The sequence below is a fragment of the Sphingobium sp. SA2 genome (assembly GCF_032227065.1).
GTDB lineage: Bacteria > Pseudomonadota > Alphaproteobacteria > Sphingomonadales > Sphingomonadaceae > Sphingobium.
Genome location: NZ_JAPMXX010000006.1, coordinates 2,657,775 through 2,672,342, shown reverse-complemented (window position 1 = coordinate 2,672,342; position 14,568 = coordinate 2,657,775). Strand labels below are relative to the sequence as shown.

The 14,568-nt window shown below is 62.9% G+C and carries 17 protein-coding genes; 5 read left to right on the top strand and 12 right to left on the bottom strand.

What is annotated here, in order from left to right; all coding sequences use genetic code 11:
- Positions 1-92: 92 nt before the first annotated feature.
- Positions 93-548, bottom strand: coding sequence for a universal stress protein (locus tag OVY48_RS20540; protein ID WP_069067086.1), 456 nt, complete (start codon positions 546-548; stop codon positions 93-95).
- Between the two features lie 186 nt (positions 549-734).
- Here OVY48_RS20540 and OVY48_RS20535 point away from each other — a divergent pair, with 186 nt between their 5' ends.
- Genes OVY48_RS20535 through OVY48_RS20520 form a run of 4 tightly spaced genes read left to right on the top strand, consistent with a single transcriptional unit; the run spans position 735 to position 4,479 of the window.
- Entirely contained in the window at positions 735-2,030 is a 1,296-nt protein-coding gene (locus OVY48_RS20535) for a pyruvate dehydrogenase complex dihydrolipoamide acetyltransferase (protein ID WP_313924252.1), read from the top strand.
- The gene (locus OVY48_RS20530) at positions 2,030-2,431 is read left to right on the top strand and encodes an acyl-CoA thioesterase (RefSeq protein WP_037474587.1); all 402 of its coding nucleotides are present in this window, start codon (positions 2,030-2,032) and stop codon (positions 2,429-2,431) included. Before OVY48_RS20535 ends, OVY48_RS20530 begins: the two co-directional genes overlap by 1 nt.
- A 22-nt stretch (positions 2,432-2,453) precedes the next feature.
- Complete coding sequence (gene lpdA, locus OVY48_RS20525; protein ID WP_069066648.1) at positions 2,454-3,869, top strand: dihydrolipoyl dehydrogenase; 1,416 nt, start codon at positions 2,454-2,456, stop codon at positions 3,867-3,869.
- Positions 3,847-4,479 (top strand): phosphatase PAP2 family protein, encoded by a 633-nt coding sequence (locus OVY48_RS20520; RefSeq protein ID WP_313924251.1) that lies wholly within the window; start codon positions 3,847-3,849, stop codon positions 4,477-4,479. Before lpdA ends, OVY48_RS20520 begins: the two co-directional genes overlap by 23 nt.
- Here OVY48_RS20520 and OVY48_RS20515 read toward each other — a convergent pair.
- The 11 genes from OVY48_RS20515 to OVY48_RS20465 form a co-directional block, all read right to left on the bottom strand.
- Complete coding sequence (locus tag OVY48_RS20515; protein ID WP_313924250.1) at positions 4,459-5,949, bottom strand: DUF2142 domain-containing protein; 1,491 nt, start codon at positions 5,947-5,949, stop codon at positions 4,459-4,461. The genes OVY48_RS20520 and OVY48_RS20515 overlap by 21 nt on opposite strands.
- Before the next feature lie 85 nt (positions 5,950-6,034).
- Positions 6,035-6,979: a hemolysin family protein gene (locus tag OVY48_RS20510; RefSeq protein WP_096060652.1), complete on the bottom strand. Its 945-nt coding sequence runs from the start codon at positions 6,977-6,979 to the stop codon at positions 6,035-6,037.
- An 8-nt stretch (positions 6,980-6,987) separates the two neighbouring features.
- Positions 6,988-7,503: an rRNA maturation RNase YbeY gene (gene ybeY, locus OVY48_RS20505; RefSeq protein ID WP_313924249.1), complete on the bottom strand. Its 516-nt coding sequence runs from the start codon at positions 7,501-7,503 to the stop codon at positions 6,988-6,990.
- Positions 7,504-7,628: 125 nt separating this feature from the next.
- Positions 7,629-8,633 (bottom strand): PhoH family protein, encoded by a 1,005-nt coding sequence (locus OVY48_RS20500; RefSeq protein WP_313924248.1) that lies wholly within the window; start codon positions 8,631-8,633, stop codon positions 7,629-7,631.
- 100 nt (positions 8,634-8,733) lie between these two features.
- Positions 8,734-10,083: a tRNA (N6-isopentenyl adenosine(37)-C2)-methylthiotransferase MiaB gene (gene miaB / locus OVY48_RS20495; protein ID WP_313924247.1), complete on the bottom strand. Its 1,350-nt coding sequence runs from the start codon at positions 10,081-10,083 to the stop codon at positions 8,734-8,736.
- A gap of 9 nt (positions 10,084-10,092) precedes the next feature.
- The gene (locus tag OVY48_RS20490) at positions 10,093-10,851 is read right to left on the bottom strand and encodes a lysophospholipid acyltransferase family protein (RefSeq protein ID WP_313924864.1); all 759 of its coding nucleotides are present in this window, start codon (positions 10,849-10,851) and stop codon (positions 10,093-10,095) included.
- A 2-nt stretch (positions 10,852-10,853) separates the two neighbouring features.
- Positions 10,854-11,276, bottom strand: coding sequence for a Fur family transcriptional regulator (locus OVY48_RS20485; RefSeq protein ID WP_037474568.1), 423 nt, complete (start codon positions 11,274-11,276; stop codon positions 10,854-10,856).
- A 136-nt stretch (positions 11,277-11,412) separates the two neighbouring features.
- Entirely contained in the window at positions 11,413-11,841 is a 429-nt protein-coding gene (locus OVY48_RS20480; RefSeq protein WP_037474566.1) for a MucR family transcriptional regulator, read from the bottom strand.
- A gap of 113 nt (positions 11,842-11,954) precedes the next feature.
- Positions 11,955-12,434, bottom strand: coding sequence for a ribosomal protein S18-alanine N-acetyltransferase (gene rimI, locus OVY48_RS20475; protein WP_313924246.1), 480 nt, complete (start codon positions 12,432-12,434; stop codon positions 11,955-11,957).
- Positions 12,431-13,060, bottom strand: coding sequence for a tRNA (adenosine(37)-N6)-threonylcarbamoyltransferase complex dimerization subunit type 1 TsaB (gene tsaB, locus OVY48_RS20470; protein ID WP_313924245.1), 630 nt, complete (start codon positions 13,058-13,060; stop codon positions 12,431-12,433). The genes rimI and tsaB overlap by 4 nt, the downstream gene beginning before the upstream one ends.
- A gap of 86 nt (positions 13,061-13,146) precedes the next feature.
- Positions 13,147-13,722: a NifU family protein gene (locus OVY48_RS20465; RefSeq protein WP_313924244.1), complete on the bottom strand. Its 576-nt coding sequence runs from the start codon at positions 13,720-13,722 to the stop codon at positions 13,147-13,149.
- A 95-nt stretch (positions 13,723-13,817) separates the two neighbouring features.
- Between OVY48_RS20465 and OVY48_RS20460 the strand changes: the two genes are divergently transcribed.
- On the top strand, positions 13,818-14,288 hold the full coding sequence (locus OVY48_RS20460; RefSeq protein WP_069066658.1) for a pyridoxamine 5'-phosphate oxidase family protein: 471 nt from the start codon (positions 13,818-13,820) through the stop codon (positions 14,286-14,288).
- Positions 14,289-14,568 lie beyond the last annotated feature (280 nt).

The following is a 14,568-nucleotide window of genomic DNA, read 5'->3' as shown; positions in this document are numbered from 1 at the left end:
TGGTGCTTCATTCTCGACTTGGTGCCGGGGCACTTGGGTGGGAGATGGGTTCCCGCTTTCGCGGGAATGACGGGGGTATTGAGTGTGCGCCTTTAGCTCAGGCGGTCGATCGATTCCGCGTCGAGCGCGCCGGGGATGACCATGATGGGGCAGGGCATGCGGCCCGCATCTGCGCCGGCAAAATGCGACACCAGAGGGCCGGGCGGGCCGCTGGCGGCGGCGCCCAATACCAGTGCGGCGACATCGTCCATTTCATCGAGTGTTTCGCGCACCACGGCAACGGCTTCGCCCTGGCGCACGGTGATGCTGGGACGGATGCCGGATTCATCCATCAATGTTCCGGCTGCACTGGTTACCAGCGCCTCGGCGCGTTGCAGCGCTTCATCCTCCATCGTCGCCTGTACGCCGCCCCATTGGACGAACTCGGCCGGCGGAATCAGGGCGAGAATGCGGACGGTGCCGCCGGTCTTGGCCGCGCGCCGCGCAGCGAAGCGCAGCGCGGTTTCCGCCTCCGGCGATTCGTCCACGACAACCAGATATGCCCGCACTGAATATTGCCCCTGCAAAGATTTGATGGCCATGCCGTTCGGTCAATGGGACCGAACGAACCATAGGGGTGAAATGTGGGCCATAATCGGCTTTGGCGCAAGGCGTCCCTTGACCGTTCCGGCGAATGCGTGAAAACGAACAGCAAATGGCGCGTGCCGCATAATTGAAGAAGAGGCCCAGAACGCATGAGCAAGACGATCCAGATGCCCGCTTTGTCCCCCACCATGGAGGAAGGGACGCTGGCCAAATGGCTGGTCAAGGAAGGGGATACGGTATCGTCCGGCGATCTGCTGGCGGAAATCGAGACCGACAAGGCGACGATGGAGTTCGAAGCGGTCGATGAAGGCGTGATCGCCAAGATCCTGGTATCCGAAGGCTCCGAAGGCGTGAAAGTCGGCACCGTGATCGCGATCATCGCCGAAGAAGGTGAGGACGTTGCGACCGTCGCCGCCGGTGGTGGCGAAGCTGCGCCTAAGGCCGAGGCAGCGCCTGCCAAGGCGGAAGCCGAAGCGCCTGCCGCCGCGCCCAAAGCAGCGGCTGCGCCCGCCGCTGCTGCTCCTGCCGAGGGTCGGGTCAAGGCCAGCCCGCTCGCGCGCCGCCTGGCGCAGGACAAGGGCATCGATCTGGCGGCGGTCACCGGTTCCGGTCCCAATGGCCGCATCGTGAAGGGCGATCTGGACGGGGCCAAGGCTGGCACGGCCAAGTCGGCCGCTGCGCCTGCTGCCGCCCCTGCCGAAAAGGCTCCGGCGGCCCCGGCACCGGCCGCGCCGACCGGCGCGCAGGATTTCGGCATTCCGCACGAGGTCGTGAAGCTGAGCGGCATGCGCAAGACGATCGCGCGCCGCTTGACCGAATCCAAGCAGCAAGTGCCGCACATCTATCTGACGGTCGATATCCAGCTCGACAAGCTGCTCAAGCTGCGCGGCGAACTCAATGCGGGGCTTGCCAGCCGCAAGGTCAAGCTGTCGGTCAACGACCTGCTGATCAAGGCGCTTGGCGTTGCGCTGGCCGAGGTGCCCGAATGCAACGTCCAGTTTGCAGGCGACCAGATGCTGCAGTTCAAGCGCGCCGACATTTCGGTCGCGGTGTCGATCCCCGGTGGTCTCATCACCCCGATCATCACCGATGCCGGCAGCAAGGGCGTCGCCGCTATCTCCGACGCGATGAAGGATCTCGCCAGCCGCGCCAAGGACGGCAAGCTCAAGCCGGAAGAATATCAGGGCGGCACCGCCTCGCTGTCCAACATGGGCATGTTCGGCATCAAGCAGTTCGAAGCGGTCATCAACCCGCCCCAGGGCATGATCATGGCGATCGGCGCGGGCGAGAAGCGGCCGTTCGTGGTCGATGACAGCCTGCAGATCACGACTGTGATGTCGGCCACCGGCAGCTTCGACCATCGCGCCATCGACGGTGCCGATGGTGCGCGGTTGATGAAGGCGTTCAAGGAATTGATCGAAAACCCGATCGGCATGTTGGCCTGATGCCGTTCGTCGACGAGCAGCCGCCGGAGCATCATCCGGCGGTGCGGGTCATCGCCATGCCCGCCGATACCAATCCCTATGGGGATATTTTCGGCGGCTGGCTGATGAGCCTGATGGATTCGGCGGCAGGATCGGTAGCTGCGCGCTACAGCCATGGCCGTGCCGTGACGATCGCGGTGGAGGGCATGACGTTCCTGCGCCCGGTCGTGGTCGGCGACGAGGTTTCGGTGTTCGCTACCCTCAAATCCGTTGGGCGCACGTCGATGAAGATTGCGGTAGAAGCGTGGCGTCGTGCGCGACATGACGACCGATCCTATCGCGTGACCCAGGCGACCTTTACCTTCGTGGCGATCGGAGAGGATCGCCAGCCCCGTTCCGTTCCGCCGATCGCGGAAGCTTAATTACAAGAAGCGAGTGTGACCCATGGCTGATACCTACGATCTCATCGTCCTCGGCTCCGGCCCCGGCGGCTATGTCGCCGCGATCCGCGCTGCGCAGCTCGGCCTCAAAACGGCCATCGTCGAGCGCGAAAATCTGGGCGGCATCTGCCTTAACTGGGGCTGCATCCCGACCAAGGCGCTGCTGCGGTCGGCCGAGATTTTCCATTATATGCAGCATGCCAAGGATTATGGCCTGGCAGCGGACAATATCACGGCGGACATCGAAGCGGTGGTGAAGCGGTCGCGCGGCGTTGCCAAGCAGCTTAATCAGGGCGTCACCCACCTGATGAAGAAGAACAAGATCACCGTCCATATGGGCGATGGCAAGCTGGTGGCGAAGGGCAAGCTGTCCGTTACCAAGGATGGCAAGACCGAGGAACTGACGGCCAAGCATATCATCATCGCGACCGGTGCGCGCGCCCGCGACCTGCCGCAGCTCAAGGCCGACGGCAAGCGGGTGTGGACCTATCGCCACGCCATGACGCCGCCGGAAATGCCGACCAAGCTGCTGGTCATCGGGTCTGGCGCGATTGGCATCGAATTTGCGAGCTTCTACAACGACATGGGCGCAGATGTGACCGTGGTCGAGATGATGGACCGCATCGTCCCCGTCGAAGATGCCGATGTGTCCGCTTTCCTGGAAAAGGCGGTCAAGAAGCAGGGCATGACCGTGCTGACCGGGGCCAAGATCGAAAAAATCGCGACCGGCGACAAGGGCGTGACCGCGACGATCAAGGACAAGACGGGCAAGGCGATCGAGGCCGAATATAGCCATGTGATCGTGGCGATCGGCATCGTCCCCAATGTCGAAAATCTGGGTCTGGAAGAGGTCGGCGTCGAGCCGGACCAGCGCTTCCACGTCAAGACCGACGCCTATGGCCGCACCAATGTCGATGGCATCTGGGCGATCGGCGACGTGACCGCGCCGCCATGGCTGGCGCACAAGGCGAGCCATGAGGGCGTGATCGTCGCCGAGATGATCGCGCAGGTGCTGGGCAACAAGGATGTCCATCCCCATGCGATGGACGTGCGCAACATTCCAGGCTGCACCTATTGCCACCCGCAGATCGCCAGCGTCGGCCTGACCGAAGCCAAAGCGAAGGAAGCGGGTTATGAGGTGAAGGTCGGCATGTTCCCCTTCATCGGCAATGGCAAGGCGATCGCGCTGGGCGAGGCCGAGGGCTTCACCAAGACGGTGTTCGACGCCAAGACCGGCGAACTGTTGGGTGCGCATATGATCGGTGCGGAAGTGACCGAGATGATCCAGGGCTATACGATCGGCAAGACGCTGGAGACGACCGAGGCGGAATTGATGCACACGGTCTTCCCGCATCCGACCATTTCGGAATCGATGCACGAAAGCGTGCTGGCCGCTTATGGGCGTGCGATCCATATCTGATCGCTGGACAGGACAGAAAGGCGCGGGGGCTTTGGTCCTCGCGCTTTTGTGCGTCATCGCCATTGCGTGGATGCAGCACGCGGGGTGGCTGGATGGACTGAATGTCGGGCTGATGGGCGCGGCTGGCGAGGCGCGCGATGGTGCCTGGGGCGGGCCATCCATTGCGCTGATGCGGCTGGCGACGGCGATCGGCGACACGATCGGCCGATTAGCGATATTGGCGGTGGTGTTTCCCGTGTTGCTGTGGTGGCGTCGGCGGGCCGATGCGCTATGGCTGGCGCTGATGATGGCGGGGGGTACGGCGCTCAACCTGATCCTCAAACAGATATTCGCCGCGCCGCGCCCCGACCTGTTGCCGCATCTCGACATCGTCCAGAGTTACAGCTTTCCGAGCGGCCATGCGGCAGGCAATATGATGCTGTTCGGCGCACTGGCGATGCTGGCCGGGCGGCGTAGCGTCTATTGGGCGGCGGGCGTGATGATCGTACTGATCGGTATCAGCCGGGTGTGGCTGGGCGTGCATTGGCCGAGCGACGTGCTGGCGGGTTGGGTCACTGGGTTCGGCTGGCTGCTGCTGTGCCGGGTGTGGTTACCAGCGCGGCGAGGGTAGCAGTAGCGCGCGGGCGAGGCTGTCATGCGGTGGCATGCCGTCGGTGGTGATGAAGCCATGAACCCAGAAACTGTCGAATAGCGTCATGGCGGCGATGACGAGCAGCAGCAGGGCTGTGCCTGCGAACAGACGGGGCGCGCCGCGCATCGGCCGGTCAGGCGAGAGGGCGATCAGGATCAGGGGCAGGATCGGCAGGAAATAGCGGCCCTGCGTCCCCTGAATATAGTCGGCACCCAGCGGCGTGCCGGTCAGATACATGGCGGTTTCGATCAGCAGGGCGATGCCGCCCGCGACCGCCAGCCACCAGAGCCGCTGACCGATACCGAAACGCGCGCCTGTGCCGGTCGCAACGCCCGCGCCGAGCATCAGCAGCGCCAGCGGATAGGCGAGCAGCGGCAGCAGGATCGCATTCCAGCCAAAGCGGCCGACGATTTGCAGCGCATATACGGGCGCGCGTTCGATCACGCTGGAGATGAGGATGCGCACATAAGCCAGCGGATCGCGCAGGATGACGGCCAGTTGGTCGGCGAGCGGGGCGGTGATCATCGTCTCGCCGGTGCGGCGCGACTGGATATGGTAAAGCGCCTGACTGCCGCCGGACAATGTCATCCACAAGATGAAGCCGATGGCCCCCACCAACATCGCCCCGATCAGCAGCCATGGCCGATAGTCGCGCCGGTCCTGCGGCCAGCGCAGGCTTGCCGCCATGATGGGAAGGTAGACGCCTTTAGCGAGGGCCAGAAGTGGGGCGGTGACGAACAATCCGGCAGCGCGGGCGGGGCTTGCGCCCATGAAGCCGATCCGCAGCGCAAGCGCTAGGCCGAGAAAGCCGAGGCCGTTGATGACCGCATCGGGCGAGAGTGATCCGGTCTGATAGGCGAAGGTCGGGAGCAGCGCGGTCGCGAGCAATGCATTGCGGCCGAAGGGCAGGCATTGCAGCGCGGCGATCAGCAGCAGCAGGCCGGTCGCCGCGTTGACCAGGCGACCGACATAGAAGGCGTCGCGCCGCGACAGGTCGATCGCATTGCCAAGATAGAGGCCGACCGCGCCGGGGGCATAGAGGGTTGGCGCGTAGCTGGCGACATTGGGAAAGTCGGCGAAGGCGATGCCGGGCCGCTGCGCATCCGCGTCGCCGTTCCGTTCCAGCATGGCGCGATCGAAGCGGCGCAGGGTGGGCGGAACATCGGTCGGGAAATCGACGGCATGAAAGTCCACAGCGGCGTGCGGCAAGGTCGCGCCGATCAGATCGCCGCGCTGTTCGGTCAGTACGCGCCCCTCCGACAGCAGCAGCGCCTTCATATAATGCTGATTTTCGTCGGGTGCCTGAAAGGGGGGCGTGATCAGCGTGCAGAAGAGGGTGGCGATGGCGATAGCCGCCAGCAACAGCTTTTCCAGCCGACTCCATGGCGCGGCCAGCAGCATGTCGGCGCTACGGGCACCCGTTCTAGTCCTGATCCGTTCGCTTCGCATCGCCGCCGCACTTTACCCTATGACCGCGATGCTAAAGCCCAGCCCTTAATATTTCCCGTCCGTAACTCAATTTTGCTGGGATTGCCTAGCCGTCTTCTTCGATTGCCCGCTTGATCGGCGGGTGCAGCCGCAACCGGGTCACGCGCCGTCCGTCGCTGGCGAGGATTTCGAGTTTCCAGCCGCTTTGGTCGTGCATCAATATTTCGCCGGGTTCGGGCACGCGGCCCGCGATGACGAAGGCGAGACCGCCCAGCGTATCGACATCCTCGTCGATATCGCCCAGCTTCTCGTCGATTTCCTCGGCAACGTCCTCCAGTTCGGCGCGGGCATCGGCTTCCCACAGACCGTCTTCCAGCGGGACCAGCATCGCTTCGGGGGCATCGTCATGCTCATCCTCGACCTCGCCGACGATTTCCTCGACCAGATCCTCGAAGGTCAACAGCCCTTCAGTGCCCGAATATTCGTCCAGAACGATGGCGAGATGCGTGCGCTTGGCGCGCATTTCGGCGAGCAGGTCGAGCGCGCCCATGCTTTCGGGCACATAGAGCGGCTGACGGATCAGCGGTTCGAGCGTTTCCGGCACCGGGTCTTTGCCCGCCAATATGGCGAAAGCGTCGCGGATGTGGACCATGCCGACGATGGTATCGAGCGTGTCACGATAAACCGGGATACGGCTGTGGCCCGCCTCGGCGAACAGCGCGGCGAGATCGGCGAAGCTCGCTTTCTCCTCGATCGCGATGATGTCGGCGCGGGGCACGGCGACGTCGTCGACCGTATGTTCGGAAAAATGGAGGAGGTTGCGGACCATCTGCCGCTCGATCGCCGACAGGTCGCCCTTGGTCGGCGGCGCTGCGCCGACTTCCTCGCTATCCTCGTCATATTCGTCGAGCGCTTCTTCCAGTTCCTGTCGCAGGCTGGTGGATTCGCCATCGCCGAACAGGAGCGACTTGATGCCGCTCCATAAGCCGCCGTCGTTACTACTGTCCGATTCCTTGGAACCGTTGCCGTCCTTCGGGCTGCCCTCAGCCATAGTTAGTCCTAATCCCCTGTCATCATGCGATCCCCATAGGGATCGGGAAGTCCAAGACTGGCCAGCGCGGCGATTTCCAACGCTTCCATGGCCTGCGCCTCATTGTCGTCCATATGATCATATCCGAGCAAATGAAAAGTCCCGTGAACAATCAAATGCGTTGCATGATCAGCGATGGAGATACCCTTGTCGGCCGCTTCGGCGGCGCAAACCCCCTCGGCCAGCACGATGTCGCCGAGCAGGACTTCGCCATCATCGGTGTTGGCGGTGCCTTGCAACAGGTCAGCCTGCACCATCGGGAAGGACAGGACGTTGGTCGGCTTGTCCTTGTCGCGATAGGCGCGGTTCAACTCATGCACTTCGGCGTCGCTGGTCAGCTTGACCGCGATTTCATACAGCGCCTGGTCGGTCGCGAAGGCGGCATAGGGGCTGTGGGCGATGGCGGCGGCGACGGCGCTTTGGGCAAGTTGTTCCCAGTCCGCACCGGGCCAGCCATCTTCGTGGAGGAGAGCGACTTCAATCATGATATGCCTTGCTTTCCGTTCGGGCTGAGCGAAGTCGAAGCCCGTGCCAGAGCGAAGCGAAGGCGCCTCGCTCTGCTCGGCAGGGCATTTCGACTTCGCTCAGTGCGAACGGACGAGTATGTCGTTTACGCATCCGGCCCCTCATAGGCCTGGACGATGCGCCCGACGACGGGGTGGCGGACGACGTCGCCGATGCCGAAGGGCACCATGGCGATGCCCTCGACACCTTCGAGCCGCGCGACCGCGTCTGCCAGGCCCGATGCGCCGGGCTGCGGCAGATCGACCTGCTTGGGATCGCCGCAGACAACCATGCGGCTACCTTCGCCGAAGCGGGTGAGGAACATCTTCATCTGCGCGATGGTGGTGTTCTGCGCTTCGTCCAGCACGATGAAGGCGTTGGCGAGGGTACGGCCGCGCATGAAGGCGAGCGGCGCGATTTCGATCTCGCCGCTGGCGATGCGCCGTTCGACCTGCTCGGCAGGCAGCGTGTCGTAGAGCGCGTCGTAGATCGGGCGGAGATAAGGATCGACCTTCTCCTTCATGTCGCCGGGCAGGAAGCCCAGCCGCTCGCCCGCCTCGACCGCAGGACGCGACAGGATCAGCTTGTCCACCGTGCCGGTGATAAGCTGGCTGACCGCCTGCGCGACGGCGAGATAGGTTTTGCCGGTGCCTGCTGGCCCAAGCGCGAAGATGATGTCGTTGCGGTTCAGCGCCTCCATATAGGTGACCTGGGTGGCCGAACGCGGGACGATCGTCTTCTTGCGGGTGCGGATCATCACCGTGGGCGGTTCGGCGACATCGTGGCGGATGATGCCGTCCAGCGTCGGTTCGGACGACATGGCGATAACCGCCTCGACCGCGCCGGTATCGATCTGCTGCCCCGCGACGATGCGGTTGTAGAGGCCGGTCATGACGTCGCGCGCGCGGGCGGCGGCCTGCGCCTCGCCCTCTATCTGCAGCTTGTTGCCGCGTGCCGCGATGTAGACGCCCAGCCGATTTTCGATCGCGACGAGATTGCGGTCATATTGGCCAAACAACGTGCCGAGCAGATGCGGCTTGTCGAAGGTGACTTCGAGTTTTGCGCGTTCGGCGACTTCGCTGCGATGGTGGGGGTTCGGTTTCTTGCCCATGGTCAGCCTCCCTTGCTCGTCATGCATCTCGTGAAGATCCGTCCCAGTGGGAGATCGGGGAGATGGCGTCCCGCCCATGCGGGAATGACGAGGCTTTGGTTCAAGCGGCTTTCCTCCTGCTATACTCGCCGGCCAGACTATTGGGACCGGCGCTGATGATATCGACTTCGATGAGGTCGCCGATCGCGCTGTCGGGCGCGGTGACGTGGACGGACTGGAGCCAGGGCGTTTTGCCGATCAACTGACCGGGATAACGGCCTTTGCGCTCCAGCAAGATATCAGTGCGGCGACCCACGGTGGCGCTGTTGAACGCAACCTGATGGCGGTTGATCGCGGCCTGCAGCCGGGCGAGGCGTTCGTCCATGACGAGGGCGGGGACTTGACCCTCCATGTCGGCGGCAGGGGTGCCGGGGCGGGGGCTATATTTGAACGAATAGCATTGGGCATAGCCGACCGCATCGACGATGCGTAGCGTATCTTCGAACTCCGCATCAGTCTCGCCGGGAAAGCCGACGATGAAGTCACCCGACAGGGCGATGTCGGGCCGCACGGCGCGGACCCGGTCGAGGAGGCGCAGATAGCTCGCCACATCATGGCTGCGGTTCATGGCCTTGAGGATGCGGTCATTGCCCGACTGTACCGGCAGATGGAGGAAGGGCATTAGCTTGGCACAATCTCCATGCGCGGCAATGAGGCCGTCGCTCATGTCGTTGGGGTGGCTGGTGGTGTAGCGGATGCGATGGAGGCCGGGCAGTTCGGCCAATCCGCGCACCAGGCCGTCCATGCCCTGCATCCGGCCCTGGTCATCCTCGCCCGACCAGGCGTTGACGTTTTGACCCAGCAGGGTGATTTCCTTCACTCCGCCATCGACCAGCGCCTTGGCTTCATCCAGGATGGCGCTCCACGAGCGGCTGATCTCCGCGCCACGCGTATAGGGTACGACGCAATAGGTGCAGAATTTGTCGCATCCTTCCATGATTGTCAGGAAGGCGGTGGGGCGCGCCTGCTTGGTGCGGGCGGGCAGCGCGCCGAATTTGGATGCCGCGGGCATGTCGGTATCGACGGCCTCTTCCCCGCGTCCGGCCTTTTCGATCAGGTCGGGCAGGCGGTGATAGGCTTGCGGGCCGACGACGATATCGACGGTCTTGGCGCGGCGGCTGATCTCGCTGCCTTCGGCTTGCGCGACGCAGCCTGCGACAGCGATCATCGGGCGGCTGCCGTCTTCGCGGGTCATGCGGCCAATGTCGGAATAGACCTTGTCCACCGCCTTTTCGCGGATGTGGCAGGTGTTGAGGATGACCAGATCGGCATCCGTCCCGTCCGCCGCCGCCGTCATTCCCTGCGCGCCAAGCATCTCGGCCATGCGCTCGCCATCATAGACGTTCATCTGGCAACCGAAGGATTTGACGTGGAAGGTGGCAGGCGCTTTGGGGGCATCGGTACGATTCATGACCACCAGCTATATAGAGGGCGGGACAGAAGCGAAAGGGCGCTGGTGCAGGGCGATACTTGCGGCGATCGCGTCGCGCGCGGTGGCTGCAATGGCTTTGCGATCGGCGCAGCTTGCCGGGTCGAAGGGCGCCAGGAAGCGGAGCGTCACGACGAGCGGCCCCTTGTGTCCAAGCACACGCCAGGCGTTGGTGCCTGCCGGTTCGTCGCCATGCCAGGCGATCTCACCGGTCGCTGCGCCATAGTCGATATGCACCGGCTGGATCAGCACGGCGCGGGGCGGTGGTAGCAGGACGGCGAGCAGCGAGGGTTTGAACGGCAGCAGGCCGCTGCCGTCGCTGGTGGTGCCTTCGGGAAAGAGCGCGACCGGCTGATGCCCTTGCATCGCGGCGCGCAGCGCATCGAGTTGATGGGACAGAGCGCCGCGCCGTTCGCGGGCGACGAACAGCGTGTTGTTCTGGGCTGCGAGCCAGCCGATCACCGGCCAGCGTGCGATGCCGTCATGCGCAACGAAGGCTGCGCCGGTTGAGCCGCCGAGTGCCAATATGTCGATCCAGCTGACATGGTTGGCGAGCAGAACCATGTCGCCGTCATGCGGCTGCCCCGCACGCTCGACGCGCGCGCCGATTGCGCGCGCCGCCAGCGCCAGGAAGCAGCGAGGCCAGGGTGACCGTTGCCTAGCCAGCTTCCAGAGCAGATGGGGGATAAGACAGGCAAGCAGGCTGGCGACCAGCGCTGCGATGCGGGCTGTGCGGCGGACAGGCGCCAGCGTCAGTTCTTCCGTTCCAGCGCGACGCCGTACAGTTCCATGCGGTGGTCGACCAAGCGGAAGCCCAGTTTCTCGGCAATCTGCTTTTGCAGTTGTTCCAGTTCGGGGTCGACAAATTCGATGACATTGCCGGTTTCGACATCGATCAGATGGTCATGATGCGATTCCGGTGCCGCTTCGTAGCGGGCGCGGCCGTCGCCAAAGTCATGGCGTTCCAAGATGCCCGCTTCCTCGAACAGGCGGACGGTGCGGTATACCGTGGCGATGGAGATGCCGGGATCGATCATCGCGGAACGCTTGTGCAATTCCTCGACATCGGGATGATCCATGGCGTCGCTCAACACTTGAGCGATCACCCGCCGTTGTTCGGTGATGCGAAGGCCTTTTTCATGGCACAGGGCTTCGACGTCGATCTTGCGGTTCATGAAGGCTCGCTCAAATGGAAAGTCTGGGGAAAGACCCATTGCCTAGCGGCTTTTACGCGGACAGGAAAGGCCAGATACAGGAAAGGGACGCATCGTCGATGCGCCCCTGGCTTCCCTTATTCATGCGGGCAAAGACTTACTTTGCGACGCGGGTGGTCCGGCGGCGCTTGGTGCCCAGGCCGATCTTCTTCGCCAGATTGCGGCGTTGTTCGGCATAATTGGGGGCGACCATGGGATAGTCGGCCGGCAGACCCCACTTGGCGCGGTAATCGTCCGGGGTCATCTGATAATGGGTCATCAAATGGCGCTTGAGCATCTTGAGCTTCTTGCCATCTTCCAGACAGATGATGAAGTCAGGCTTGATCGAAGAGCGAACCGAGACGGCAGGCTCCGGCTTGACTTCAGGCGCGGCGACCGGCTCGTTGAGCGCCGACAATGCACCATGTACATTCTGGATCAGCGTGGCGACGTCGGAGACAGCAACGCTATTGTTGGAGACATGTGCGGCGACGATGTCGGACGTCAAAGTAATGAGCAGTTCGCTCTGTGCCGATTCGGTTTCCATTTTTCTATTTCCTACGAAGGCTTTTTATAATGCGACCCGCCGGTGGAAATGGATTTCTGCAGCGGTAGGTTTCCGCTAGACGGTATAGCCTCATTTCGCAAGGGGCTATAGGCTCATATCCGCATGTCAATACGAAAGCTCAGAGCATCATGAAGTTGTCCATCATTGCCGCGATAGTAACCGGGGCGACGATGCACATATTCGAAGCCGGTTTTTTCGTATAGTTTTATGGCGTTATTTGAAGCGCGTACTTCCAGGTTCATCGATGTGATGCCCCTACGGCGCGCACGCATCAAACTGTCGCGCAACAGCGCTTCGCCAACACCGCGACCGCGCCACAGCGGGTCAACCGCGAGTAGTAACAGTTCGCATTCGTCCAATACGGATCGCACCAGAGCAAAGCCTAACGGGGCCGCATCAATCCGCACGACTGTTAACCAAGTGCCTGGCATTAGCATGACGCCTGCGAGTTGTGCAGAGGTCCACGCCTCCCCGAAAACCGGATCGAAGGCGGCGTCCATGACCGTCATGGCGTCGGCAATGGCGTTGCGTTCGCCCTCGTCATAAGTGTCGAAGATCAGCTCTGGCATCATGATGCTGCGCGCTCCGCGATCGTCTTGGCATCGGCACCCCGGCCATAGAGGGGCGTCGAGGAAAGGGGGGGCAGGTCGGCGATCAACGGATAGTCGGCCGCATCGGGATAAAGGGTCAGCGCCGCGCCCGCACCGCGCGCGGTGACCAACGCCTCAGCCCCTGTGCCATAGATAACGGGCGCGCTGATCTGATCCGCGAGGAGGGCGATGGGCGTGGATTGGACCGGGCCGGTCGCGGTCATGCCGTCGCTGGTGAAGGCTTGCCAGAAAAGCTCGCCATGACCGCCGGTGATGGTGACGATGATTGGATCGTCGCCCTGATGCCGTCGCGCGGCGCTGGCGGCGATGATCGACGACGCGCTGTAGCCATGGAGCGGGAGCGCCCAGGCGAGGGCGAGCGCGCGGGCGGCCGCTATGCCGATGCGGACGCCGGTGAAACTGCCCGGCCCCACATCCGCTGCGATGGCGTCGGCGCGTCCGCCGTCGGGGAGGGCAGCGATGGCCGGCAGCAAGGCTTCGGCATGGCCGCGCCCGACGATTTCATGATGGCGGCCGATGAGCGCGCCGTCTTCCAGCAACGCCACGGACAAGGCCTGTGTCGCAGTGTCGATCACCAGCAGGCGCAAAGGATACTCCCTTTAGGCTCCGCAAAAGAGCGGATTCGCCTAGCGGTTAGTCGATCAGTCGCGTTTTGCCAAATCACATGCGCGGCTTAGACCGCGCGGACTTCAGTCACTTCGGGAACATAATGTTTGAGCAATTGCTCGATCCCGTTCTTGAGCGTCGCGGTGGACGAGGGACAACCAGCGCACGCGCCCTGCATCTTGAGGTAGACGGTGCCCTTGTCGAAGCCGCGATAGATGATGTCGCCGCCGTCATTGGCAACCGCCGGGCGCACGCGCGTATCGATGAGCTCGCGAATCTGTTCGACGATTTCGGCGTCCGCCGGATCATCGCCAAAGCTGCCTTCATCGCCGGGCACGCTGATTTCGGCGGCGGAGCCAGCCTTGAAGAGCGGCATGTTAGCGGAAAAATGTTCGAGCAAGGTCGCGAGAATATCCGGCTTTACATAGGACCATTCCGACCCCGGTGCGATCGTGACGGAAATGAAATCGCTGCCGAAGAAGACGCCGGTCACGTCACCAAGGCCGAACAGCGCATCGGCGAGCGGCGAAGCCTCGGCTTCCTCCGGCGTCGCGAAATCGCGGGTGCCTGCGCCCATGACGGTGCGGCCGGGGAGGAATTTGATGGTCGCCGGGTTGGGCGTCAGTTCGGTCTCAATCAGCATGGACGCTATGTGGAGGCAAGCAGGTCCAAGATCAAGCGGCGGGGAACTTCGTTGGCTGCCGTCGATTGATTGGGGGAAGCAATTGGAGAGCGCATATGAGCACCGAATCAGAAATCCGCGACCGTTTCTGGAGCGATCTGGCAAGCAGCCCGTTCGTGATGATCGGTCTGCAGAACAGCCATGAGCATAGCCTGCCGATGACGGCGCAGCTCGATCCCGATGCCAATCATTGCTTCTGGTTCTACACCAGCCGCGACAATCGATTGGCCCCAGGCGGCCCCGCGATGGCGCAATATGCCGCCAAGGATCATGATCTGTTCGCCTGCATCGACGGGACATTGACCGAGGAGACGGATGCGGCGGTCATCGATCGTTATTGGTCCAAGCAGGTCGAGGCTTGGTATCCGGGTGGGCGGAATGATCCCAACCTACTTATGCTGCGCTTTGATCTGGGCACGGCGGAAATCTGGCGTGCGGACATGTCGCTGACGGGCGTGTTCAAGATGATGTTCGGTGGCGATGTGCGTGACGAAATGAAGACCAAGCATGTCGAAATAACGCTCTGAGCCTTTTCGCCTGAAGAAATGAGCGGCCGCGACAGCATGTTGCGGCCGCTTGCTTTTTGTCTGCGCCTTCGCCATACGCGTTGCAGCGCAGCAGAGGGACCATTTTGGTCCCACAGCGATTGGCAGCGTGATCGTCCGCAAACCTACGGTGGCTGAAGCAGTCACAAAGGGCTCACGGACCGGCCAATGAGAGTCTGCGTCAAGCTTGAGGCTTCCCTTTTCACGCGGGTCGTTTCGTAACCCGCCTTAGCGCCCTTGCTGCGTCCGCAGATCAGGTTGG

Bases quoted from the DNA above. Each gene is read 5' to 3' on its own strand.
- OVY48_RS20535 (WP_313924252.1), top strand. From the start codon at position 735: ATGAGCAAGACGATCCAGATGCCCGCTTTGTCCCCCACCATGGAGGAA.
- OVY48_RS20530 (WP_037474587.1), top strand. From the start codon at position 2,030: ATGCCGTTCGTCGACGAGCAGCCGCCGGAGCATCATCCGGCGGTGCGG.
- lpdA (WP_069066648.1), top strand. From the start codon at position 2,454: ATGGCTGATACCTACGATCTCATCGTCCTCGGCTCCGGCCCCGGCGGC.
- OVY48_RS20520 (WP_313924251.1), top strand. From the start codon at position 3,847: ATGGGCGTGCGATCCATATCTGATCGCTGGACAGGACAGAAAGGCGCG.
- OVY48_RS20515 (WP_313924250.1), bottom strand. From the start codon at position 5,949: ATGCGAAGCGAACGGATCAGGACTAGAACGGGTGCCCGTAGCGCCGAC.
- OVY48_RS20510 (WP_096060652.1), bottom strand. From the start codon at position 6,979: ATGGCTGAGGGCAGCCCGAAGGACGGCAACGGTTCCAAGGAATCGGAC.
- ybeY (WP_313924249.1), bottom strand. From the start codon at position 7,503: ATGATTGAAGTCGCTCTCCTCCACGAAGATGGCTGGCCCGGTGCGGAC.
- OVY48_RS20500 (WP_313924248.1), bottom strand. From the start codon at position 8,633: ATGGGCAAGAAACCGAACCCCCACCATCGCAGCGAAGTCGCCGAACGC.
- miaB (WP_313924247.1), bottom strand. From the start codon at position 10,083: ATGAATCGTACCGATGCCCCCAAAGCGCCTGCCACCTTCCACGTCAAA.
- OVY48_RS20485 (WP_037474568.1), bottom strand. From the start codon at position 11,276: ATGAACCGCAAGATCGACGTCGAAGCCCTGTGCCATGAAAAAGGCCTT.
- OVY48_RS20480 (WP_037474566.1), bottom strand. From the start codon at position 11,841: ATGGAAACCGAATCGGCACAGAGCGAACTGCTCATTACTTTGACGTCC.
- rimI (WP_313924246.1), bottom strand. From the start codon at position 12,434: ATGATGCCAGAGCTGATCTTCGACACTTATGACGAGGGCGAACGCAAC.
- OVY48_RS20465 (WP_313924244.1), bottom strand. From the start codon at position 13,722: ATGCTGATTGAGACCGAACTGACGCCCAACCCGGCGACCATCAAATTC.
- OVY48_RS20460 (WP_069066658.1), top strand. From the start codon at position 13,818: ATGAGCACCGAATCAGAAATCCGCGACCGTTTCTGGAGCGATCTGGCA.